The 20,774-nt window shown below is 74.1% G+C and carries 21 protein-coding genes; 12 read left to right on the top strand and 9 right to left on the bottom strand.

Annotation, left to right across the window (positions count from 1 at the left end; all coding sequences use genetic code 11):
* Nucleotides 1-99: 99 nt before the first annotated feature.
* The 4 genes from GCE86_RS20665 to GCE86_RS20680 form a co-directional block, all read right to left on the bottom strand.
* On the bottom strand, nt 100-723 hold the full coding sequence (locus GCE86_RS20665) for a PadR family transcriptional regulator (RefSeq protein WP_154228486.1): 624 nt from the start codon (nt 721-723) through the stop codon (nt 100-102).
* The gene (locus tag GCE86_RS20670) at nt 720-1,559 is read right to left on the bottom strand and encodes a DUF4097 family beta strand repeat-containing protein (protein ID WP_154228487.1); all 840 of its coding nucleotides are present in this window, start codon (nt 1,557-1,559) and stop codon (nt 720-722) included. The genes GCE86_RS20665 and GCE86_RS20670 overlap by 4 nt, the downstream gene beginning before the upstream one ends.
* Nucleotides 1,560-1,669: 110 nt before the next feature.
* A complete protein-coding gene (locus GCE86_RS20675) occupies nt 1,670-2,581 on the bottom strand; it encodes a lysophospholipid acyltransferase family protein (protein ID WP_167537014.1) in 912 nt (303 codons plus the stop codon).
* A complete protein-coding gene (locus GCE86_RS20680) occupies nt 2,578-3,351 on the bottom strand; it encodes a GNAT family N-acetyltransferase (protein ID WP_154228489.1) in 774 nt (257 codons plus the stop codon). The genes GCE86_RS20675 and GCE86_RS20680 overlap by 4 nt, the downstream gene beginning before the upstream one ends.
* A gap of 170 nt (nt 3,352-3,521) precedes the next feature.
* Between GCE86_RS20680 and GCE86_RS20685 the strand changes: the two genes are divergently transcribed.
* From GCE86_RS20685 to GCE86_RS20705, 5 genes are all read left to right on the top strand, one after another.
* Nucleotides 3,522-4,178: a hypothetical protein gene (locus GCE86_RS20685; protein WP_154228490.1), complete on the top strand. Its 657-nt coding sequence runs from the start codon at nt 3,522-3,524 to the stop codon at nt 4,176-4,178.
* A 163-nt stretch (nt 4,179-4,341) separates the two neighbouring features.
* Nucleotides 4,342-5,280 (top strand): ABC transporter ATP-binding protein, encoded by a 939-nt coding sequence (locus GCE86_RS20690; RefSeq protein ID WP_154228491.1) that lies wholly within the window; start codon nt 4,342-4,344, stop codon nt 5,278-5,280.
* Nucleotides 5,277-6,101, top strand: a complete 825-nt coding sequence (locus GCE86_RS20695) for an ABC transporter permease (protein WP_154228492.1) — start codon at nt 5,277-5,279, stop codon at nt 6,099-6,101. The genes GCE86_RS20690 and GCE86_RS20695 overlap by 4 nt, the downstream gene beginning before the upstream one ends.
* Nucleotides 6,102-6,357: 256 nt before the next feature.
* Nucleotides 6,358-10,110 (top strand): multifunctional oxoglutarate decarboxylase/oxoglutarate dehydrogenase thiamine pyrophosphate-binding subunit/dihydrolipoyllysine-residue succinyltransferase subunit, encoded by a 3,753-nt coding sequence (locus tag GCE86_RS20700; protein WP_154228493.1) that lies wholly within the window; start codon nt 6,358-6,360, stop codon nt 10,108-10,110.
* 95 nt (nt 10,111-10,205) lie between these two features.
* Nucleotides 10,206-10,385 carry a DUF6104 family protein gene (locus GCE86_RS20705; protein ID WP_089009804.1) on the top strand — a complete coding sequence of 60 codons (180 nt, stop codon included), beginning with the start codon at nt 10,206-10,208 and terminating at the stop codon, nt 10,383-10,385.
* A gap of 37 nt (nt 10,386-10,422) precedes the next feature.
* Here the strand turns inward: GCE86_RS20705 and GCE86_RS20710 are convergent, their stop codons facing one another.
* The 3 genes from GCE86_RS20710 to GCE86_RS20720 form a co-directional block, all read right to left on the bottom strand.
* Nucleotides 10,423-10,941 (bottom strand): TetR/AcrR family transcriptional regulator, encoded by a 519-nt coding sequence (locus GCE86_RS20710; protein ID WP_154228494.1) that lies wholly within the window; start codon nt 10,939-10,941, stop codon nt 10,423-10,425.
* The gene (locus GCE86_RS20715; protein ID WP_154228495.1) at nt 10,938-11,363 is read right to left on the bottom strand and encodes a hypothetical protein; all 426 of its coding nucleotides are present in this window, start codon (nt 11,361-11,363) and stop codon (nt 10,938-10,940) included. Before GCE86_RS20715 ends, GCE86_RS20710 begins: the two co-directional genes overlap by 4 nt.
* 81 nt (nt 11,364-11,444) lie before the next feature.
* On the bottom strand, nt 11,445-12,020 hold the full coding sequence (locus GCE86_RS20720; RefSeq protein ID WP_244317035.1) for a TetR/AcrR family transcriptional regulator: 576 nt from the start codon (nt 12,018-12,020) through the stop codon (nt 11,445-11,447).
* 49 nt (nt 12,021-12,069) lie between these two features.
* On the opposite strand from GCE86_RS20720, the gene GCE86_RS20725 reads away from it, so the two are divergent.
* From GCE86_RS20725 to GCE86_RS20740, 4 genes are read left to right on the top strand one after another with little or no spacing between them, the layout of a single operon-like run.
* Nucleotides 12,070-12,573, top strand: a complete 504-nt coding sequence (locus GCE86_RS20725) for a GNAT family N-acetyltransferase (protein ID WP_154228497.1) — start codon at nt 12,070-12,072, stop codon at nt 12,571-12,573.
* Between the two features lie 54 nt (nt 12,574-12,627).
* The gene (locus GCE86_RS20730) at nt 12,628-13,323 is read left to right on the top strand and encodes a DUF998 domain-containing protein (RefSeq protein ID WP_154228498.1); all 696 of its coding nucleotides are present in this window, start codon (nt 12,628-12,630) and stop codon (nt 13,321-13,323) included.
* Between the two features lie 4 nt (nt 13,324-13,327).
* Nucleotides 13,328-15,394, top strand: a complete 2,067-nt coding sequence (gene pta, locus GCE86_RS20735; protein ID WP_154228499.1) for a phosphate acetyltransferase — start codon at nt 13,328-13,330, stop codon at nt 15,392-15,394.
* Nucleotides 15,391-16,503 carry an acetate/propionate family kinase gene (locus GCE86_RS20740; protein ID WP_154228500.1) on the top strand — a complete coding sequence of 371 codons (1,113 nt, stop codon included), beginning with the start codon at nt 15,391-15,393 and terminating at the stop codon, nt 16,501-16,503. The genes pta and GCE86_RS20740 overlap by 4 nt, the downstream gene beginning before the upstream one ends.
* 139 nt (nt 16,504-16,642) lie before the next feature.
* On the opposite strand, the gene GCE86_RS31685 is transcribed toward GCE86_RS20740, so the two are convergent.
* Nucleotides 16,643-16,819, bottom strand: coding sequence for a hypothetical protein (locus GCE86_RS31685; RefSeq protein WP_167537058.1), 177 nt, complete (start codon nt 16,817-16,819; stop codon nt 16,643-16,645).
* Nucleotides 16,820-16,956: 137 nt separating this feature from the next.
* Here GCE86_RS31685 and GCE86_RS20745 point away from each other — a divergent pair, with 137 nt between their 5' ends.
* The 3 genes from GCE86_RS20745 (at nt 16,957) to GCE86_RS20755 (ending at nt 19,780) form a co-directional block, all read left to right on the top strand.
* Nucleotides 16,957-17,952, top strand: a complete 996-nt coding sequence (locus GCE86_RS20745) for an alpha/beta hydrolase family protein (RefSeq protein WP_154228501.1) — start codon at nt 16,957-16,959, stop codon at nt 17,950-17,952.
* 192 nt (nt 17,953-18,144) lie between these two features.
* A complete protein-coding gene (locus GCE86_RS20750) occupies nt 18,145-18,669 on the top strand; it encodes a nucleotidyltransferase domain-containing protein (RefSeq protein WP_154228502.1) in 525 nt (174 codons plus the stop codon).
* A 145-nt stretch (nt 18,670-18,814) separates the two neighbouring features.
* The gene (locus tag GCE86_RS20755) at nt 18,815-19,780 is read left to right on the top strand and encodes an alpha/beta hydrolase family protein (RefSeq protein WP_154228503.1); all 966 of its coding nucleotides are present in this window, start codon (nt 18,815-18,817) and stop codon (nt 19,778-19,780) included.
* A 26-nt stretch (nt 19,781-19,806) separates the two neighbouring features.
* Here the strand turns inward: GCE86_RS20755 and GCE86_RS20760 are convergent, their stop codons facing one another.
* Nucleotides 19,807-20,769 carry a zinc-binding dehydrogenase gene (locus tag GCE86_RS20760; RefSeq protein WP_167537059.1) on the bottom strand — a complete coding sequence of 321 codons (963 nt, stop codon included), beginning with the start codon at nt 20,767-20,769 and terminating at the stop codon, nt 19,807-19,809.
* Between the last annotated feature and the right edge of the window lie 5 nt (nt 20,770-20,774).

The raw sequence follows: 20,774 nt of genomic DNA on the forward strand, positions 1-20,774 counted from the left end.
TCATCCGCGTTCCGGCTGCGGGCGCGCTGGGTGGACCCTGGAAACAACCTGTGAGCCGCCGTGGTGTCTCCCCCGTCGGAGACACCCACGGCGCCGGGCCTAGCGGAGCAGCCGGCGCAGCCCGTCCAGGGCCCCGTCGAGCAGGCGGATGGCCGTGCGGAGCTGGGCGTCGGTGAGCCGGCCGGCCCGTACCAGCGCGCCGACCTCGACGGTGAACGCGGCCAGCCGCTGGTCGAACTCGGCGAGCAGGGGCGACTCGGCGGTGGGGCGCGGGCCGCCGTTGGCCGGCGGGCGGGTGGTCGGCGGCGGGGGCGCCCACCGGGCCTGCCGGGTCTGCCGGGCCGCCTCGCGCAGCTCCCGCTTGAGGTCGCGCACCGAGCCGCGTACCTCGGTGCGGATCTCGCCGGCCAGCGCGGAGAGATCCTCCACGGAGGCCGTGATGTCCGATTCCAGGGTGGCCAGCTCGTCGGCGCGCTGCCGCAGCTCGGCCCGGCCCGCGTCGGTGATCTCGTAGACCTTGCGGCCGCCGGCGGCGGTGTGGCTGACCAGCCCCTCGACCTCGAGCCGCTGCAGCCGGGGGTAGATGGTGCCGGCGCTGGGCGCGTAGAGGCCGAGGAAGCGGTCCTCCAGCAGGCGGATCAGCTCGTAGCCGTGCTTCGGGCCGTCGTCGAGCAGCTTGAGCAGGTAGAGCCGGAGCCGCCCGTGACTGAACACGGCGGTCACGGCCTCTCCTCCACGTCGTCGGCGTCCTCGACGGGACGGGCGAGCAGCGCGATGCTGCCGGATGTCGCGGACGCCCAGAGCTTACCGGCGCCCCCGCCGAGCACCCCGTGGCTGTCCTTCACCGCGCCGAACCCGTGCTGGCCGCCGCAGACCTGCGGGAAGCCGCTGGTGATCCGGCCGGAGGTGGTGTGCAGGTGGACGGTGAGGTCGCTGTCCTCGCGGACCCGGACGGTGATGCTGCCGGAGATGGCGCTGAGCCGGATCTCGCTGCCGCGCGGGTTGTCCAGGTCGCAGGTGATCGACCCGGAGACGGCGTGGGCGCGCACCCGCTCGGGCGCGCTGTCGGCGAGGATCAGCTCGCCGGAGACGGTCTCCAGGTTGAGGTCGCCGCCGACCCCGAGCGCCTCGACCGGGCCCGAGGTGACCTTCGCGGAGGTGTGGCCGCGCAGCCCCATGAGGGTGACCTGGCCGGAGGTGACGTCGACCCGAGTGTCCCGGCGCAGGCCGGAGGCGACCAGCGAGCCGTCCACCAGGTGCAGGTCGGCCAGCACGTGGGCGGGGACGGCGATGGAGACCTCGGCCCGGAACCGGCGGCCGAGCTGGCCGAGCCACCAGAGGACCCCGGGCCAGCGGGGCATCCGCTCGTGGGCGACGGTCAGCCGGCCGTCGCGCAGCTCGACGAGGACGGGCCGGCGGCTGATCCGGGTGACGTCCACCCGGGTCGGGCCGTCGGTGGCGACCACGTTGAGGCGGCCACTGATGAGGCGGACGTCCAGCCGGGTGACCGGCTCGTCCAGGGTGAGCCGTTGCGGGCTGTCGACCGTCCAGCTGGTCATGGCGTCCTCCCCTCGTTGACGCGTCGGTCGGCGGCGCGTCGAGTGATGGGAGGAGCATAACGCGATACATCGCGACTGAACAAGACTGTCGCGACTGTGTCGCGATCGCGTCAGGCCGCCAGGTCCAGCCCCACCTCCGCCCGGGCGGGGACCGGCGCCACGGGCCGGACGAGCCGCATGCCGGTCGCGGTACGGCGCACGGGCGCGCGGACCGGGGCCGGATGGATGGCCGACTCGGCCGCCCGGGCCAGCATCCGCCGGTCCGCGCCGGCCGCCGGGTGCAGCGCGGCGGCCACCGTCACCGCCACGGTCAGGTCCCGGGCCCCCAGCACCCGGCGGACCGACTCCCAGAGCGTCTCGTCGCCCAGGAAGGCGGGCAGGGTGCTCGCGTCGCCGGCGTACCGGTAGCCGAGCCGCAGGGGGACGACCGGCGCGCCGGCGTCCACCGCGGCCTGGAACACCGCCGGCCGGAAGCCCCGGCCGGGCCGGCAGCCGGACGCCGCGCCGCACCAGGTCGTGCCCTCGGGAAACACCGCCACGGAGTGTCCGGCGCGCAGCGCGCCGGCGACCCTGCCGACCGTCGCCGGCAGGTCGCGCGGCCGGGACCGGTCGACGAAGACCGTGCCGGCCGCGGCGGCCAGCGGGCCGAGCACCGCCCAGTCGCGGACCTCCCGTTTGGCCACCATCCGGGCCGGGGACACCGCGAGCACCGCGAGGATGTCCAGCCACGACACGTGGTTGGCGACCAGCAGCGCCCGCGAGCGGGGCAGCCGCCCCCGGACCACGAGCCGCACGCCGAGGGCCCGCAGCGTTCCCCGCGCCCAGCCACGCAGCACGGCCCGCCGGTCGCCGGCCGGCAGCAGCGGCAGCAGCGCGGCCAGGCCGGCCCCGGCCAGCAGCATCCCGGCCACGCCGAGCAGGCGCCCCACCCGGCGTGGCAGCGACGCGTCCGGCGCGGCGGCCGCCGGCAGGCAGACCGGCCCGCAGCCCGAGGCGGGGCGCCAGAGCCCGTCCCCGGTCACGACGCCTCGCCCAGGAAGTGCCGCAGGTAGCGAGGGTTCATCCGGTCCAGGGAGAACAGCACGTAGAAGTCGGCGCAGGCGAAGTCCGGGTCGTACGCCGGCTCCCCGCAGACCCATGCGCCGAGCCGCAGGTAGCCGCGGAGCAGCGGCGGGACCAGCGCGCGCCGCTCGGCGGCGGACAACTCCGGCTCGTCGGCGGCCGGCGCCTCGGCGAACCAGGGGCGGCGGGGCGTCACGCGCAGCGGTGGCGGGGCCAGGTGCCGGGCGGTGACCTGGGCCCAGACCTCGGCGGCCGCGGTCCCGCCGTCGGCCACCGGCACCGAGGCGCAGCCGCCCAGCCACCGCGAGCCGCGCAGGTGCAGGTAGCGGGTGATCCCGGCCCACATCAGGTTGATCACGGCGCCGGAGCGGTGGTCCGGGTGCACGCAGGACCGGCCCGCCTCGACCAGGCCGTCGCGGAGCGGGGCGAGCGCGGTCAGGTCGAACTCGCCGTCGGCGTACCGGCGGTCGGTGCGTCCGGGCGGCAGCAGCCGGTAGGTGCCGACCACCTCGTCGGTGCCCTCGCGCAGCACGACCAGGTGGTCGCAGTGTGCGTCGAACTCGTCGGTGTCGAGCCCGGCGGCCCCCGGGTGCAGGGTGGCGCCGAGCTCACTGGCGAACACCTCGTGACGCAGGCGTTGCGCGGCCGCGACCAGGGTCGGGTCGTCGGCGATCAGCAGGGTGTATCCGCTGGTCGTGAGGGGTGCGCCAGCGGCGTGCAGAACGGCCATGGGTATCTGTGTAGGGTGCCCGGGTGCCGGCTCCGGGGATGAGGGGTGTCGATCCGGTGAACGCCGGTCGGCGCTCCGGCACACCCCCTCACCTGCGGGGAACGCCGTCGTGCGAGGCTGCCCGGGCAGGACCCGGCGACGAGGCCGGTGTCGGACCCCGGAGGTGCCAGGTGATCATCGAGTCCCGCTTCCACGGACCGGACGGCTCGGGCAACGGCGGCTGGAGCGCCGGGATCTTCGCCGCCGCGGTGGACGACCGAGGGCCGGTCGAGGTCACCCTGCGCAAGCCGCCTCCGCTGGAGACCCCGCTGACCGTGGCCGACGGCGAGGTCCGCGACCCGGACGGCCAGGTGATCGCCCAGGTACGCCGGGTCGAGCCGGTCGACGCCGTGGTCCCGCCGGTGGACCGGCCGACGGCCGAGGCCGCCGCGAAGGCGTACCCCGGTTTCGTGGACCACCCCTTCCCCGGCTGCTACGTCTGCGGCCCGGCGAACCCGGCCGGGCTGCGGATCTTCCCGGGCCGGCTGCCGGACGGGCGGACCGCCGCGCCGTTCCGGGCCCCGGCCGGCGTGGTGCCGGCGACCGTCTGGGCGGCGCTGGACTGCCCCGGCGGCTGGGCGGTGATCGCGCCCGGCCGGCCGTACGTCCTGGGCCGGATCGCCGCGCAGGTCACCGCGCTGCCGCGCCCCGGCGACGAGTGCGTGGTGACCGGTGCCATGGTCGGCGGCTCGGGACGCAAGGCCGAGGTGCACTCCAGCCTCTACGGCCCGGACGGCGCGCTGCTGGGGCAGGCACGCGCCACCTGGATCGCGCTGCCGCCGGCCTGACCTCTCCTCCCTGCGGATGATCCGCTCCTGCCCCCGGGGGAGGAGGGCGTACGCATCCCGCCTGATTGACCCCCTTGCGCCGGGTTGGAAGGCTGTGCTCGGCGCCCCGCAACGGCGTCCCAGCGGCGTGCCCTGAAGCCCGCCGCGGCAGGAGAGGAGAACGATGTCCGACGGGCAGCCAAGCCCCAGTGCCGGGACCGGCCAGATCGTGGTGTCCGGGCTGACGAAGCAATACAAGAGCGTCCGGGCGGTGGACAACCTGTCCTTCACCGTCCAGCCGGGCCGGGTCACCGGCTTCCTCGGCCCGAACGGCGCCGGTAAGACGACCACGCTGCGCATGCTGCTCAACCTGGTCACGCCGACCGCGGGCGAGGCCACCATCGGCGGCCACCGGTACGCCGACCTGGCCGACCCGCTGCGCACGGTGGGTGCGGTGCTGGAGGCGTCCAGCGCGCACAAGGGCCGTACCGGCATCAACCACCTGCGGGTGATCTGCGCGGCGGCGGGCCTCCCCCGCGGGCGCGCCGACGAGGCGCTCGCCCTGGTCGGGCTGACCCCGGCCGCGAAGCGCAAGTTCAAGGGCTACTCGCTCGGCATGAAGCAGCGTCTCGGCATCGCCGCCGCCATGCTCGGCGACCCGCGGGTGCTGATCCTCGACGAGCCGGCCAACGGCCTGGACCCGGAGGGGATCCGCTGGATGCGCGGCTTCCTCAAGGGGCTGGCCGCCGAGGGGCGCACGGTGCTGGTCTCCAGCCACCTGCTCTCCGAGATGCAGCTGCTCGCCGACGACGTGGTGATCATCGCAGCCGGCAAGCTGGTCCGGCAGGGGCCGGTCGACCAGGTCATCGGCTCGATGACGCACGGCGCCCGGGTGCGGGTACGCACCCCGCAGGCCGATGAGCTGACCGCGGCGCTGCGCGAGCAGGCGGCCACGGTGGACGCCGACGCGCACGGCGCGCTGCTGGTGACCGGGGTCGACGCGCCGACGGTCGGCCGGGTGGCACTGGCCGCCAAGGTGGAGCTGCACGAGCTGACCACCGAACGCCCCGACCTGGAAGGTGTCTTCCTGGAGCTGACGGCCGGAAAGGCGGAGATCCGATGAACCTGGTCCGATCCGAGCTGCTCAAGATCCGTTCCACCAACACCTGGTGGGTCTTCGCGCTGATCACGGTGCCGCTCTGGGCCCTCGCCATGGCCTTCAACTGGCTCCAGACCGAGGCCCTGACCAGCGGCAACATCGGCGACGTGCCGGCCGACCAGGCCGACCAGGTGCAGGCCGTCTCCAGCGCCGACAGCCTGGCCGCCAACCTCTACACCAACGGCCAGTTCTTCGGCCTGCTCATCGTCATGCTGCTCGGCATCGTGGTGGTGACCAGCGAGTTCTTCCACCAGACGGTGACCACCACGTTCCTCACGGCCCCGCACCGCACCGCCGTGATGGTGGCCAAGCTGGTCGCCGCGGGCGTGCTGGCGGTGCTCTTCTGGCTGGGCACCACGGTGTTGAACCTGATCTTCGCACCGCTGATCCTGAACGCCACGGACGTCGGCGCCCAGTTCGGCAGCGGCGCGGTCTGGCGGGCGGTGGCCCTCAACGGGCTGGCCTACCTGCTCTGGTCGGTGCTCGGCGTCGGGCTCGGCGTGCTGATCCGCAGCCAGATCGGCGCCACGGTGACCGGCATTCTGCTCTACCTGGGCGGCGCCATCGGCGCGGCCATCGCCATCGGGCTGCTGGCCGCCAAGTTCGGTGACTGGATCAACCAGCTCCAGCTGCTGGTGCCGTCGCTGGCGTCGTCGCTCATGGTGAGCGGCGCCGACATCCCCGGCAACCCGCCGCGGTGGGCCGGTGCCGCCGTACTCATCGGCTACGCCGCCGTGGCCGGGGTGATCGGCGTGCTGACCATCCGGCGCCGCGACATCTCCTGAGTCGGCTACCCGACACGGCCCCGGCCGGTGACGCTGCGTCACCGGCCGGGGCCGTCCGCATCTAGCAGGAGTGGCCGGGACACGCAGCGTTTGCCGAACTTCTGGCATCTTCTGTGAAACGGACCACCAGCCGGAGGCGAGAATGCCTGCGTCGATCGCACGGCGTAGCCTGGGACCCGTCTCTCGTGCCTCCCGAAACGGGCACGGGAGCGCCCGCGTGACATTCACAACCGCGTGAAAGAGGCGATTAGCGGCCGTGTCGACCCAGCAGACTTCGCAGGAGAACCCACTGGCGGGTTTCGGCCCGAACGAGTGGATCGTCGAGGAGATGTACCAGCGCTATCTCGCCGACCCCTCGAGCGTCGACTCGGCCTGGCACGATTTCTTCGCCGACTACCGGCCGGCGCCCGGCGCCGCCACCCCGCGCCCCGAGGCCGCCAAGGCCGCACCGGCCGCCCGTCCGGAGCCGGCCGAGCAGCAGGAGGCCGTCGCCACGGTCACCGAGAAGCCGGCCGCCAAGCCCGCGCCCGCCCCGGCCAAGCCGGCCGCCAAGCCGGCGGCGAAGGCCCCGGAGCCGGCCCCCGCGAAGCCGGAGCCGGCCCCCGCGAAGAAGGCCGCGCCGGCCAAGCCGGCCGCCAAGGCTCCGACCGCGAGCGCCGCCGGCACCACCCCGCTGCGCGGGGTCGCCGCCAAGATCGTGCAGAACATGGACGCCTCGCTCGCCGTGCCGACCGCGACCAGCGTCCGCGCCGTGCCGGCCAAGCTGCTGGTGGACAACCGCATCGTCATCAACAACCACCTGGCCCGCGGCCGCGGCGGCAAGGTGAGCTTCACCCACCTGATCGGCTACGCGATGGTCCGGGCGCTCGTCGAGCACCCGGAGATGAACAACTCCTTCGCCGAGGTCGACGGCAAGCCGGCGATGGTCCGCCCCGAGCACGTCAACCTGGGCATCGCCATCGACCTGGTCAAGCCCGACGGCTCCCGCAACCTCGTGGTGCCCTCCATCAAGGGCTGCGAGCAGATGGACTTCCGGCAGTTCTGGCAGGCGTACGAGGACGTGGTCCGGCGCGCCCGCCGCAACGAGCTGACCATGGAGGACTACGCCGGCACCACGATCTCGCTGACCAACCCGGGCGGCATCGGCACGGTCCACTCGATCCCCCGGCTCATGCAGGGCCAGAGTGCCATCATCGGCGTCGGCGCCATGGAATACCCGGCGCCCTACCAGGGCATGAGCGAGGCGACCCTGGCCGACCTCGCGGTCAGCAAGATCATCACGCTGACCAGCACGTACGACCACCGGATCATCCAGGGCGCGCAGTCCGGCGAGTTCCTCAAGGTGATGCACGAGCTGCTGCTCGGCGAGCGCGGCTTCTACGACCAGATCTTCACCTCGCTGCGGCTGCCCTACGAGCCGGTGCGCTGGGTGCAGGACGTGGCCGTCGACTCCGAGGGCCAGATCAACAAGACCGCGCGGGTGCACGAGCTGATCCACGCGTACCGGGTCCGCGGCCACCTCATGGCCGACACCGACCCGCTCGAGTTCAAGATCCGCAAGCACCCGGACCTGGACGTCCTCCAGCACGGGCTGACCCTGTGGGACCTGGACCGCACCTTCCCGGTCAACGGCTTCGCCGGCAAGCAGCGGATGAAGCTGCGCTCGATCCTCGGCGTGCTGCGCGACTCCTACTGCCGCCGGGTCGGCATCGAGTACATGCACATCCAGGACCCGGAGGAGCGGCGCTGGATCCAGGAGCGGGTCGAGCGCAAGTACGAGAAGCCCAGCACGGACGAGCAGAAGCACGTGCTCAACCGGCTCAACGCCGCCGAGGCGTTCGAGACCTTCCTCCAGACCAAGTACGTCGGCCAGAAGCGCTTCTCGCTGGAGGGCGGCGAGTCCCTGATCCCGCTGCTCGGCGAGATCCTGGAGTGCTCCGCCGAGGGCGGCCTCGACGAGGTCGTGATCGGCATGGCGCACCGCGGCCGGCTCAACGTGCTGGCCAACATCGTCGGCAAGCCGTACGAGAAGATCTTCTCCGAGTTCGAGGGGCACCTCGACCCGCGCTCCACGCAGGGCTCGGGCGACGTGAAGTACCACCTCGGCCAGAACGGCAAGTTCACCACCCCGGACGGCGAGCACGCCGTCAAGGTGTCGGTGGTGGCGAACCCGTCGCACCTGGAGGCCGTGGACCCGGTGCTCGAGGGCATCGTCCGGGCCAAGCAGGACCGGATCGACCTCAAGCTGGAGGGCTACACCGTGCTGCCGCTGGCGGTGCACGGTGACGCCGCCTTCGCCGGCCAGGGCGTGGTCGCCGAGACCCTCAACCTGTCCCAGCTGCGCGGCTACCGCACCGGCGGCACCGTGCACGTGGTGGTCAACAACCAGGTCGGCTTCACCACGGCCCCGGAATACAGCCGGTCCAGCCTCTACAGCACCGACGTCGCCCGGATGATCCAGGCGCCGATCTTCCACGTCAACGGCGACGACCCCGAGGCCGTCGTCCGGGTGGCCCGGCTCGCCTTCGAGTACCGGCAGGCGTTCAACAAGGACGTCGTGATCGACATGGTCTGCTACCGCCGGCGCGGGCACAACGAGGGCGACGACCCGTCGATGTCCAACCCGCAGATGTACCAGATCATCGACTCGAAGCGGTCGGTCCGGAAGCTCTACACCGAGGAGCTCATCGGCCGGGGTGACATCACCGTGGAGGACGCGGAGGAGCTGCTGCGCGACTACCAGTCGCAGCTGGAGCGGGTCTTCAAGGCCACCCGCGACGCCGCCACCACGCCGCGCCAGCTCAGCCGGCCGCGCCGGGAGGACGAGCCGGAGCCGCAGGTCGACACCGCCACCGACGCCGCCGTGGTCAAGGCGATCGGCGAGGCGCACGTCAACCTGCCGGAGGGTTTCACCCCGCACAAGCGGATCCAGCAGCTGCTGGAGCGGCGCCGCAAGATGTCCGTCGAGGGCGGCATCGACTGGGGCTTCGGCGAGATCATCGCGTTCGGCGCGCTGCTGCACGACGGGGTCACCGTCCGGCTCGCCGGGCAGGACTCGCGCCGCGGCACCTTCGTCCAGCGGCACGCGTCGGTGGTCGACGCGAAGACCGGCGACGACTACCTGCCGCTGAAGTCGCTCACCGCCGACGGCGAGCGGTCCCGCTTCTTCGTGCACGACTCGCTGCTCTCCGAATACGCGGCCATGGGCTTCGAGTACGGCTACTCGGTGGAGAACATCAACGCGCTGGTCGCCTGGGAGGCCCAGTTCGGCGACTTCGTCAACGGCGCCCAGTCGGTCATCGACGAGTTCATCTCGTCGGGCGAGGTGAAGTGGGGCCAGCGCTCCGCGGTCACCCTGCTGCTGCCGCACGGCCACGAGGGCCAGGGTCCGGACCACACCTCCGGCCGCCCGGAGCGGTTCCTCCAGCTCTGCGCCGAGGACAACATGCGAGTGGCCATCCCGACCACCCCGGCGAACTACTTCCACCTGCTCCGCCGCCAGGCCCTGTCGCCCAAGCGCAAGCCGCTGGTGGTGTTCACGCCGAAGTCGCTGCTGCGGCACAAGCTCTGCATCTCGCAGGTGGAGGACTTCACCACCGGCACCTTCCAGCCGGTGCTGGCGGACACCGCCGCCCCGGCCCCGGAGCAGGTGAAGCGGGTGCTGCTCTGCTCGGGCAAGGTCTACTACGACCTGTTCCAGGCCCGGCAGGAGCGGGGCGTCACCGACACGGTCATCCTGCGGATGGAGCAGCTCTACCCGCTGCCCGTCGAGGAGGTCCGGGCCGCCCTGGCGCAGTACCCGAACGCCGAGGACTTCGCCTGGGTGCAGGAGGAGCCGGCCAACCAGGGCGCCTGGTCGTTCGTGGCGCTCAACCTGCTGGAGCACCTGCCCGAGGTCCGGCTGCGCCGCATCTCGCGCCCGGCCGCCGCCGCCCCGTCGGTCGGCTCGGCGAAGATGCACGAGGTCGAGCAGACCGCGCTGATCGAGGCGGCTCTCCCCCGCCCGTGACCTGAGCGCACCGCCGGCGACGAGGGGCAGCGACCGCACGACGGCCGCTGCCCCTCGTCGGTGTGGCGGCCCCCTTCTCCCGCGAGAGGACGCACATGTACTTCACCGACCGTGGCATCGAGGAACTGGTCGAACGCCGGGGCGACGAGCAGGTCAGCCTGGAGTGGCTGGGCGAGCGGCTACGTGACTTCGTAGACCTGAACCCGGAGTTCGAGACCCCGATCGAGCGGTTCGCCACCTGGCTGGCCCGGCTGGACGACGAGGACGACGAGTGACCGCCTGACCTTCTCCCGCCCGGTGGACGAGGATCGCTCAGCTCGTCGCGCCCGGGCCGGGCCCGGGGGCGACCCGCTCGGCCATGGCGTGTGTCCACACGGCGTCGAGGTCCGCACCGGGCGGAAACCGGCCGGCCAGTTCCAGGTCGACCAGCCCGTGGGCCAGGCCCCAGAGCGCGCGTGCCGCGGTCAGGTCACCCCCGGTCACCCGGAGCAACGGCGCCGCGGCGGCCGCCTCCACGCCGGGTGCCAGGCGGTCGCGCGCCAGCGGCAGCCGGGTGGCGATCTCGTACAGCCGGGGGTGCCCGAGCGCCCAGTGTCGGTAGGCGGCGGCGAGGGACGGCAGGTCCGGCGCCGCCTCCAGGGCCGCGGCGAGCCGCTGGAGCGCCCGCTGCTGCAGGGCCGCCTCGATCTCGGGCTTCCCCGCGACGTGCTTGTACAACGACGGGGCCTGGATGCCCAGTTCGTCGGCGAGCCGGCGCATCGTCACGGCCTCCGGCCCGCCGCGCTCCAGCAGGCGTTCGGCCACGTCGACGATCTCCTCGCGGCGGGTCACCGACGCGGCTCCGCCACCCAGCCGCGGCAGAGCACGAGCGCCAGGACGAGCAGCACCGACAGGGCGCCGTCAACGATCAGGACGGTGCCGGTCCCCTCGATCGCGGCGTTCCGCGTGTAGACCAGAGCGGTCACCGTCATGGCCAGCTTGTGGAAGATGACCAGCGGCCACACCCCCCGGTAACCCCGCGGCCGGACGGCCAGCAGGGCGAAGAGCCCGGCGAAGACCAGGAATCCGTACGCCCGCCACGTCTCGACCACCTTGACGGCCGGCTCGGCGTCGGCGACCGTGCCGTACGCCCCCAGGGCCGCCGCCAGCGCGCCGACCGCCGCCAGCCAGAGCAGCACCCGGCCGATCCGGTCCCGCACGCCCCCGCCGTCGGTCGTCGCGGGTCGGGTCTCCACGGTCGTCGCTCCGGTCATCACGGCACACCCCTCATCTGGCTAACGCTGTTAGCCAAGACGTTAGCTAACAGCGTTAGCCAGGTCAAGGGCGAGGCCGGTTCAGCGGGCTTCAGCCCCGAGCAGGCGCAGGTGGCGCTCGACGACCGCGGTCGTCCGTTCGACGTCGCCGGTGGCCAGCAGGTCGAGCAGGGCGCCGCGCAGCAGCGCCAGGCCGAGCGCTGGATCCGTGCCGCCGCCGTCGTCCCCGCCGTGGACGTCGGCCAGCAGCCCGAGCCAGTCCTCCACGGTCTGCCGGGCGAATCCCGCCCACGGTCCGTCCGGTTCGCTCAGCGAGCGGGCGTACGCCTGGAGCCAGAGGACCAGCATCGGGCGGTGGGCCGGATCCACGAGCCAGCCCCAGGTCGTCCGCACGGCGGCGGCGAAGTCGTCGGCGCCGCCCGCCTCCCGCGCCCGCCGCAGCGCGGCCAGCTCGTCGGCCCGGGCCCGCCTGAGCAGGGCACGGATCAGCTCGTCCTTGGAGCCGAAGAGGAAGAGCAGGACCCGCGGGCTGGATCCGATGGCGGCGGCGAGCGGGCGCAGCGACAGCTCAGCCAGCCCGTGCGCCAGGGCGTACTCGTACGCCCGCTCCAGGAGTTCGTCGCGGCGGGCGCTCCGGGGTCGCTCATGCTGGCTCACAGCGCTACTCTGCCACTGAAACGACTGTTTCAGTAGTGGAGGGGTGTCGATGAGCGCGGAGATCCTCATTCGCCCGCTGGGCCGTCCCGGTGACCTGGGCTGGGTGGTGCTGGCCCACGGCGAGACGTACGCCGCCGAGTTCGGGTGGGACACCAGCTTCGAGGCGCTCGTGGCACGGATCGTCGCCGACTACGCGGCCGGCCACGATCCGGCGCGGGAGGCCGCCTGGATCGCCGAGGTCGACGGGAAGCGGGCCGGGTGCGTCTTCTGCGTCGCGGCCGACGAGCGGACCGCCCAGCTCCGGATCCTGCTGGTCGACCCGGCGGCCCGCGGGCAGCGGCTCGGCGAGCGCCTGGTCGACGAGTGCCTGTCCTTCGCCCGGCGGGCGGGTTACGCCCGCATCCGCCTGTGGACCAACCACCCGCTGGTCGCCGCCCGCCGGATCTACCTCTCTCGCGGCTTCCGGCTGGTCGAGGAGGAGACCCACCACAGCTTCGGCACGGAGCTGACGGGGCAGGTGTACGAACGGGAACTGGCGCCGGCCGGCGCGTGAGCCGACGGTTGACGCGGACGGCACCGGTCGCGTCCACTGGAGAGGGAGGCGCACATGGATCCCGAACCCCGCAGGCCGCCGCAGGACGCGGTTACGGTCCGTCACCTGCGCCTCGGCATCGGCTCCGTCGGCATCGCGCTGCCGGTGGCGCTGGTGGTCGGTCACCTGATCGCCGCCCGCCGGCTCACCCTGCTCGACTCGCTCAGCGGCTACTACCACACCGAGATGCGCGACGTCTTCGTCGGCGCGCTGTGCGCCGTCGGGGTCTTCCTGATCGCGTACCGGTACCGCTGGCCGGACGACGCGCTGGGCACCCTCGCCGGGCTGCTGGCGATCGCGGTGGCCCTCTTCCCCACCACGGTGGGCGCGGCGCCCGGCACGACCAGCCCGAGCGACCGGTGGGTCGGCGTGGTGCACCAGGTGGCCGCCGCGGCGCTCTTCGTGCTGCTCGCGGTCTTCTGCCTCGTCCTGTTCACCCGCCCGGACCGGGCCGGGGTGGCACCGTCCCGATCCGCCGTCCGGTTCTACCGCGCCTGCGGCGGCGTCATCCTGGTGGCCATCGCGGTCGCCCTGGCGAGCACGCAACTCCCCGCGGAGGTGCGGCACACCCTCAAGCCGGTGCTGTGGTGCGAGACGGTGGCGGTGTTCGCCTTCGGCGCGGCCTGGGTGGCGAAGAGCGACGCGCTCTTCCGGGCCGCCGGCGAGGGGTCCAAGGACCCGGGCGAGGCGTCCCGCGATCTTGTAGCGTGAGGTCGTGGCGCGCAGCGTGTACCTGACCAGCGTGGGGTCGGGCGGGGGCAAGTCGACGGTCGCGCTCGGGCTGGCCGAGCTGCTGTCCCGGCAGGTCGAGCGGATCGGGGCCTTCCGGCCGCTGGTCGCCGGTCAGCACCCGGATCCGATCCTCGCCCTGCTCACCGAGCGCTACCGGGTGCGACTGCCGGTCGACGAGCTGCACGGCACGACCTACGCCGAGGCCGCCGCCCTGGTCGCGGACGGCCGGCGGGAGGAGCTGATCTCCCGCATCGTGGCCCGTTACCGGGCGGTCGAGCGGCACTGCCCCGCGGTGGTCGTGGTGGGCAGCGACTTCACGGACGGGGACGGCGCCGGCGCCCGCGAGCTCGCGTTCAACGCCCGGCTGGCCACCGAGTTCAGCAGCGTGGTGGTGCCCGTGGTCGACGGGTTCGGGCAGCCGCCCGAGGCCATCACGGCGGCCCTGCGCGGGGCGTACCACGATCTGGAGGACCTGGGCGCGACGGTGGTGGCGGTGGTCGCCAACCGGGTGCCCGGGCCCATGACGCTGCCCGAGCTGCCCGTCCCCGCGTACGCCATCCCGGAGGTGCCGACCGTGTCGGCGCCGACGGTGGCGGAGGTGGCGGCGGCGCTCGGCGCCACCCTGCTCGCCGGCGACCAGGCCGCGCTGGACCGGGACGTGCTCGACTACGTGGTCGGCGCGGCGCACGTGCCCACCCTGCTGGACCACTTCACCGACGGGGCCCTGGTGATCACCCCGGGCGACCGGGACGACCTGCTCGTGGCGGCCGGCGCCGCGCACGTCGCCGGGCAGGCCTCCCTGGCCGGCCTCGTGCTCACCCTCGGCGAACAGCCCGACCCGCGGGCCATGCGGCTGTTCGAGGCGCTGAACACCGGGCTGGCCGTGCTCTCCGTGCGCAGCGACAGCTACGACACCGTGGCGGCGTCCAGCCGGATCGAGGGCCGGCCCAGCGTCGCGAACCCGCGCAAGGTCGAGGCCGCCCTGGGTGCCTTCGAGCGCTGCGTGGACACCGACGACCTGGCCCGCCGGCTGCGGGTCAGCCGGACCGAGCGGGTCACCCCGCTGATGTTCGAGAACGACCTCATCGACCGGGCCCGGGCACGCCGCCGGCGGCTCGTGCTGCCCGAGGGCAGCGAGGAGCGCATCCTGCGCGCCGCCGAGGTGCTGCTGCGCCGGGGCGTCGCGGACCTGACGCTGCTGGGACGCCCCGGCGACGTGGCCCGGCGCACCCGCGAGCTGGGCATCGACATCGGTGACGCGCAGGTCGTCGACCCGGTCACCAGCGAGTGGCGGGACGGGTTCGCCGCCGAGTACGCGAAGCTGCGCGCGCACCGGGGCGTCACCGTCGAGCTGGCGCACGACATCGTGGCCCAGCCCAACTACTTCGGCACCATGATGGTGCAGACCGGCCACGCCGACGGCATGGTGTCCGGTGCCACCCACACCACGGCGGCCACCATCCGGCCCGCCTTCGAGATCATCCGGACCGTGCCGGGCGTCTCCGTCGCCTCCAGCGTGTTCTTCATGCTGCTCGCCGACCGGGTGCTCGTCTACGGCGACTGCGCGGTGAACCCCGACCCGGACGCCGCCCAGCTCGCCGACATCGCCATCTCCTCGGCCGACACGGCCGCCCGGTTCGGCATCGAGCCGCGGGTCGCCATGCTGTCCTACTCGACCGGTGACTCCGGCTTCGGCGCCGACGTGGAGAAGGTCGCGGCCGCCACCAAGCTCGTCCGGGAGCGCCGGCCGGAGCTGCTCGTGGAGGGGCCGATCCAGTACGACGCGGCGATCGACCCGCAGGTCGCGGCCACCAAGCTGCCGGACAGCCCCGTCGCAGGGCGGGCCACGGTCTTCATCTTCCCGGACCTGAACACCGGCAACAACACGTACAAGGCGGTGCAGCGCTCGGCCGGCGCGGTGGCGGTCGGCCCGGTCATGCAGGGCCTGCGCCGGCCCGTCAACGACCTGTCCCGGGGCGCCACCGTGCCGGACATCGTCAACACGGTGGCGATCACCGCCATCCAGGCCGCCACCGGGGAGTCGGAATGAGCCGGATCCTGGTCCTGAACTGCGGGTCCTCGTCGGTCAAGTACCGCCTCTACGACGGCGACGAGGTGCGGGCCAAGGGCACCGTCGAGCGGGTCGGCGAGCCCGGCGGCGGGCCGGCCGACCACGAGACCGCGGTGCGGCAGATCATCGAGGGGCTCGACCTGGCGGGGCTGGCCGGCGTGGGGCACCGGGTGGTGCACGGTGGGCGGAAGTTCAGCGCGCCGGTGCGGATCGACGACCGGGTCGTCGCCGCCATCGAGGACCTCGTCCCGCTCGCCCCGCTGCACAACCCGGCCAACCTGGCCGGCATCCGGGTGGCCCGGGAGGCGCTGCCGGACACCCCGCAGGTCGCGGTCTTCGACACCGCGTTCCACCACACGCTGCCCGAGGCCGCCGCCACCTACGCCATCGACCGGGAGCTCGCCGAGCGGTACGGCGTGCGGCGGTACGGCTTCCACGGCACCTCGCACGGGTACGTCTCGCGGCGCACGGCGGAACTGCTCGGCCGCCCGTACGGCGAGTTGAACACCATCACGCTGCACCTGGGCAACGGGGCGAGCGCCTGCGCGGTCCAGGGTGGCCGGAGCGTCGCCACCTCGATGGGCATGTCGCCGCTGGAGGGCCTCGTCATGGGCACCCGCAGCGGCGACCTCGACCCGACGATCATCTTCCACCTGCGCCGCGAGGCCGGCATGGGCGTGGACGACATCGACGACCTGCTCAACCACCGCAGCGGCCTGCTCGGGCTGACCGGGGCCAACGACATGCGCGAGGTGCTGGCCCGCCGGGACGCCGGCGACCCGGCCGCCGCGCTCGCCTTCGAGGTCTACCGCCGCCGGATCACCGGGTACGTGGGCGCGTACTACGCCCTGCTCGGGCGGGTCGACGCGATCACCTTCACGGCCGGGGTCGGCGAGCACGCCGCCCCGGTGCGGGCGGCGGCGCTGGCCGGCCTGGACCGGCTCGGCATCGCCGTGGACCCGGCGCGCAACGCCGGCAGCGGCGACCGGGTCATCTCCCCCGACGGCACCGAGGTCACGGTGTGCGTGATCGCCACCGACGAGGAGCGCGAGATAGCCCAGGAGACCCGGGCGGCGCTGAACGCCTGACCGGCCCTGCCCGGCGCCCGCCCACCCGGCCCGGCTTCTCCCGGCGATCATGAGGTTGGCGGCAACGAATCGGGGCAATTCGCACCGCGAACCTCATGATCAACCCACGCGGCGGGCGCGGGCGGCAGGATGCCGCCGGTCAGCTCAGGGTCAGCCAGGCGATCAGGGCGACCACCACGACGGCGGCCACGCCGATGCCGGCGAACAGCGGCAGGCGGGAGGGTGTCTCCGCGGCCGTCGCCGCGCTGTCGGGCGAGTCCACGAAGGCGCGGAACTGCGCGGTGTTGCCACTGGGGTCGGTGTAGTTCTCAGCCATGCGCGTGACCCTAGCGAAGCCGGTCGACGCCGATGATCCCGCCGGGCCGGTGGCCGCCCACCCCGGTCCGGGCGGTGGAGGCGCGTCGGTCCGGTCGGCGGGGCCGGACGGGCCGGCCGGCCGCCTACCGTGAGGTGGTGAGGGTGCAGCGGCTGGTCGCCGCGCTGCTGGTGGCGCTGGTGGCCGGTTGCGGCCCGGCGGTCGCCGCCACCGACGACCGGGTCCCGCCCTTCGGCCCGGCGCCGCTGCGGCCGTACGCCGTGGGCGTGCGCCAGTTCGTCCTCGACCCCGACGGCCCCCGGCCGCTGCCGGTCACCGTCTGGTACCCGGCCGAGCCCACCGCCGCGTCCCCCGCCCCCGCCGCCCAAACGACGCCCGGCCCGAGCGGCGGCACGGCGCCCGGCCCGACCGGCAGCTCGGCGGGCTTTCCGCGGCGGGACGCCCCGGTGGCCGCCGGACGGTTCCCGGTGGTCGTCCACAGCCACGGACTGCGCAGCCTCCCCGAGCTGCACGCCCCGCTGACGACCCGCTGGGCGGTGGCCGGGTTCGTGGTGGCCGCCCCGACCTACCCCCGGACCAACCTGCGGGCACGCGACTTCACCCGCGCCGACGTGCGGAACCAGCCCGCCGACGGCTGGCGGCTGATCCGCCACCTGGTGCGCCTCGACGCCCGGCCCGGTGACCCGCTCGCCGGGCACCTCGCGGTGGACCGGTTCGCCGCCGCCGGGCACTCCGCGGGCGGCTTCACCACGGCCGGCATGTTCGCCCCGGGCCACTCGCCCCGGCTGCGCGCCGGCATCGTCATCGCGGGCGGCGGGCTGGCCGGCAGCTTCGCCGGCCCGGTGGCGCCCGTGCTCTTCGTGCACGGCGGCGCGGACCCCGTCGTACCGGAGTCGGTGGGCCGGGCCGCCTACGCCCGCAGTCTCGGGCCGGCGGCCTTCCTGGGCCTCCCGGGTCAGGGCCACGGCGAGTACCTGACCCCGGGCCGGCCCGGGTTCGCGCAGGTCCTCGCCGCCACCACCGACTTCCTCCGGTGGACCCTCTACGACGACCGGGCTGCCCTTCGCCGCCTCCCCGCCGACGCACGCGTCCCCGGCGTCACGACCCTCACCACGCGCGCCCTGCCCGCATGAGCCCGGCGGGCCCCGCATGATCGACTCCACCTCGGCGACCTGGCGGTATCCGCCGGCCCGACCCCACCACCTCGGCGAACCGGAGCCGATCAACCACCCCACCACCGCGGACCCGCGTCGGCCGGGCAAGGTCGACGGAGGACCAGCCGCGCGGGGCGGCATGGCCGACCGGCGGGCGGTAGCGTCCAACCGGTGGACGGGCTGGCCGAGCGGCAACTCGCCGCGATCCGCGAGGTCGTCGAGCTGACCGCCGGGGCCGGGATCGCGGTGTGGCTGCGCGGTGGCTGGGCCATGGACTTCCACCTCGGCGCGGTGAGCCGGCCGCACGTGGATGTCGACTGGTACTGCTGGCGGCGCGACGCCGGCCGGCTGGCCGCCCGGCTCGGCGGGCAGGGCTGGCGCCCCGATCCGCGGATGCCGGTCGAGAAGCAGCTCGACCTTCTGCGCGGCGACGTCGAGCTGAGCTTCGCGTACCTGGACCAGGACCCGGCGGGCCGGGTGGTGGTCGGGGCCGGGCCGTGGGCCGGCACCCCGCTGCCGGAGGGGATGCTGGACGCGCCGCCGGGCCGGATCGGCCCGCACACCGCCCCGGTGATCAGCGTGGCGGCCCAGATCGAGTTCAAGGAGATGTACCCGGTCTGGATGCCCGACCGGCCCCGCCGCCCCAAGGACGCCGCGGACCTGGCCCGGCTGCGCGCCGGCCGGCCAACCGGCTGAGCCGATCAGCCGGCCGGTCGACCGGCTGAGCCGACCACGCCACGCCGCCGAAGAAGCCGACCAGCCCCGACCAGCTGAAGCGATCGCGTCACGCTGAGGCGCGATGCCGGCCGGCCACCCCGGAACCCGAGGCACAATCGAGTTCATGCGCCGTCGCCCCGCCGCCATGATCGCCGCCGCCGCCCTGCTCAGCACGGGTCTGGCCGGCTGCTCGGGCGGGACCGCCCCGGCCGGGCGTCCCGCCCCCGACGCGCCACCCAAGGCCACCACACCCGCGCCGCGGGTGCCTCCCGGGCACGCACCCAAGGAGAGCTTCGCGGTGGGCGTACGCCAGTTGAAGCTGAACCGCGACGGCGACCGCCCGCTGCCGGTGACCCTCTGGTACCCGGCGCGGGGTGAGGCCGGTGGCACGGCGGAGCGGTCCGCCCCGGCGGCGGCCGGGCGGTTCCCGGTGGTGCTGTTCAGCCACGGGCTGGGCGGCCGGCCGGAGGACTACCGGGTGCTGCTGACCCGCTGGGCGGCGGCCGGGTTCGTGGTGGCCGCGCCGAAGTTCCCGCACACCGGCGCCGGTGGTGACGGCAACCCGCTGGACGTGCTCAACCAGCCGGCCGACGTGTCGTACGTGCTGACCCAGGTGCTCGCCCTCGACACCCGGGCGGGTGACCCGCTGCGCGGCCGGCTGGACCCGGAGCGGGTGGCGGCGACCGGCCACAGCGCGGGCGGCGTGACCACGATCGGGCTGTTCACAGCGGGCCGGGACGAACGCCTGGACGCCGGCATCGTCTTCGCCGGCACGTCGCTCGGCGTCGGCACCGCGTTCGCCGGGGCGGCGGCCCCGCAGCTCTTCGTGCACGGCGAGGCCGACGAGGTGGTGGACTACGCCGCGGGCAAGGCGGTCTACGACGCGGTGCCCTGGCCCAAGGCGATGCTCAGCCTGCCGAAGGGCGACCACGGGCGGGCCCTGCTCAGCGACGGCACGGCGCTGCGGGTGGTCGCCGACACCACGGTCGAGTTCCTGCGCTGGACGCTCTACGGCGACGAGGCGGCGAAGAAGCGGCTCCCGGCCGACGCGACCCGCGGCGGCCTGGCCACCCTGGACGACCATCTCTGACCGGTCGCCCAGGGCGGCGACGCCGGTCAGGCGGTGTGGTCGACGACGACCTTGCCGAAGACGTCGCCGGAGTGCAGGCGGCCGAAGGCGTCCTCGATCCGGCTGAACGGCACCACGGTGTCCACCACCGGGCGCACCTCGTGCTCGGCGCAGAACGCCAGGAGCTGGGTCAGCTCGTCGGGGGTGCCCATCGAGGTGCCGAGGATCTCCAACTGCATGGCGAAGACCCGGCGCAGGTTGACCTTGGGCTCGTGGCCGGCGGTGGCGCCGGAGACCACGATCCGGGCCATCGGCGCGGCGGACTTCAGCGAGTGGTCGAACGTGGCCGCGCCGACCGTCTCGATCACCACGTCGACCCGCTCGGGCAGCCGGGCGCCGGGTTCCAGGGCGGTCGCGCCCAGCTCGGTGATGCGCTCGCGCTTGGCGGCGTCACGGCTCGTCGCGTACACCCGCTTGCCCAGCGCGACGCCGAGCGCGACGGCCGCGGTGGCCACGCCGCCGCCGGCACCCTGGACCAGCACCGACTCGCCGTCGCCGACCCGGCCCCTGGTGGTGAGCATCCGCCACGCGGTGAGCCAGGCCGTGGGCAGGCAGGCCGCGTCCGTCGCCGACAGGCCGTCGGGCAGCGGCAGGAGGTTCATCCGGGGTACGGCCACCCGCTCGGCGAAGGTGCCGGGGAAGTGCTCCGACAGGATGGACACTCCGCGGGGGTCGCCCCGGGTGGGCACCACGGGGTAGACGACCACCTCGTTGCCGTCCGGGTCGACGCCGACCGCGTCGCAGCCGAGGATCATGGGGAGCTGGTCGGTGGTGAGGCCCACCCCGCGCAGCGACCAGAGGTCGTGGTGGTTGAGCGAGCTGGCCCGGACCTGCACGGTGACCCAGTCGTCCTGCGGGTGGGTCGGCTCGGGCCGGTCGCCGACGGTGAGCGCGGCGAGCGGGTTGTCGGCGTCGAAGGCCGAGGCGAAGGCGGCACGCATGATCGGCACCGTAA

This window comes from Micromonospora terminaliae, from assembly GCF_009671205.1.
GTDB classification, from domain to species: Bacteria; Actinomycetota; Actinomycetes; order Mycobacteriales; family Micromonosporaceae; genus Micromonospora; species Micromonospora terminaliae.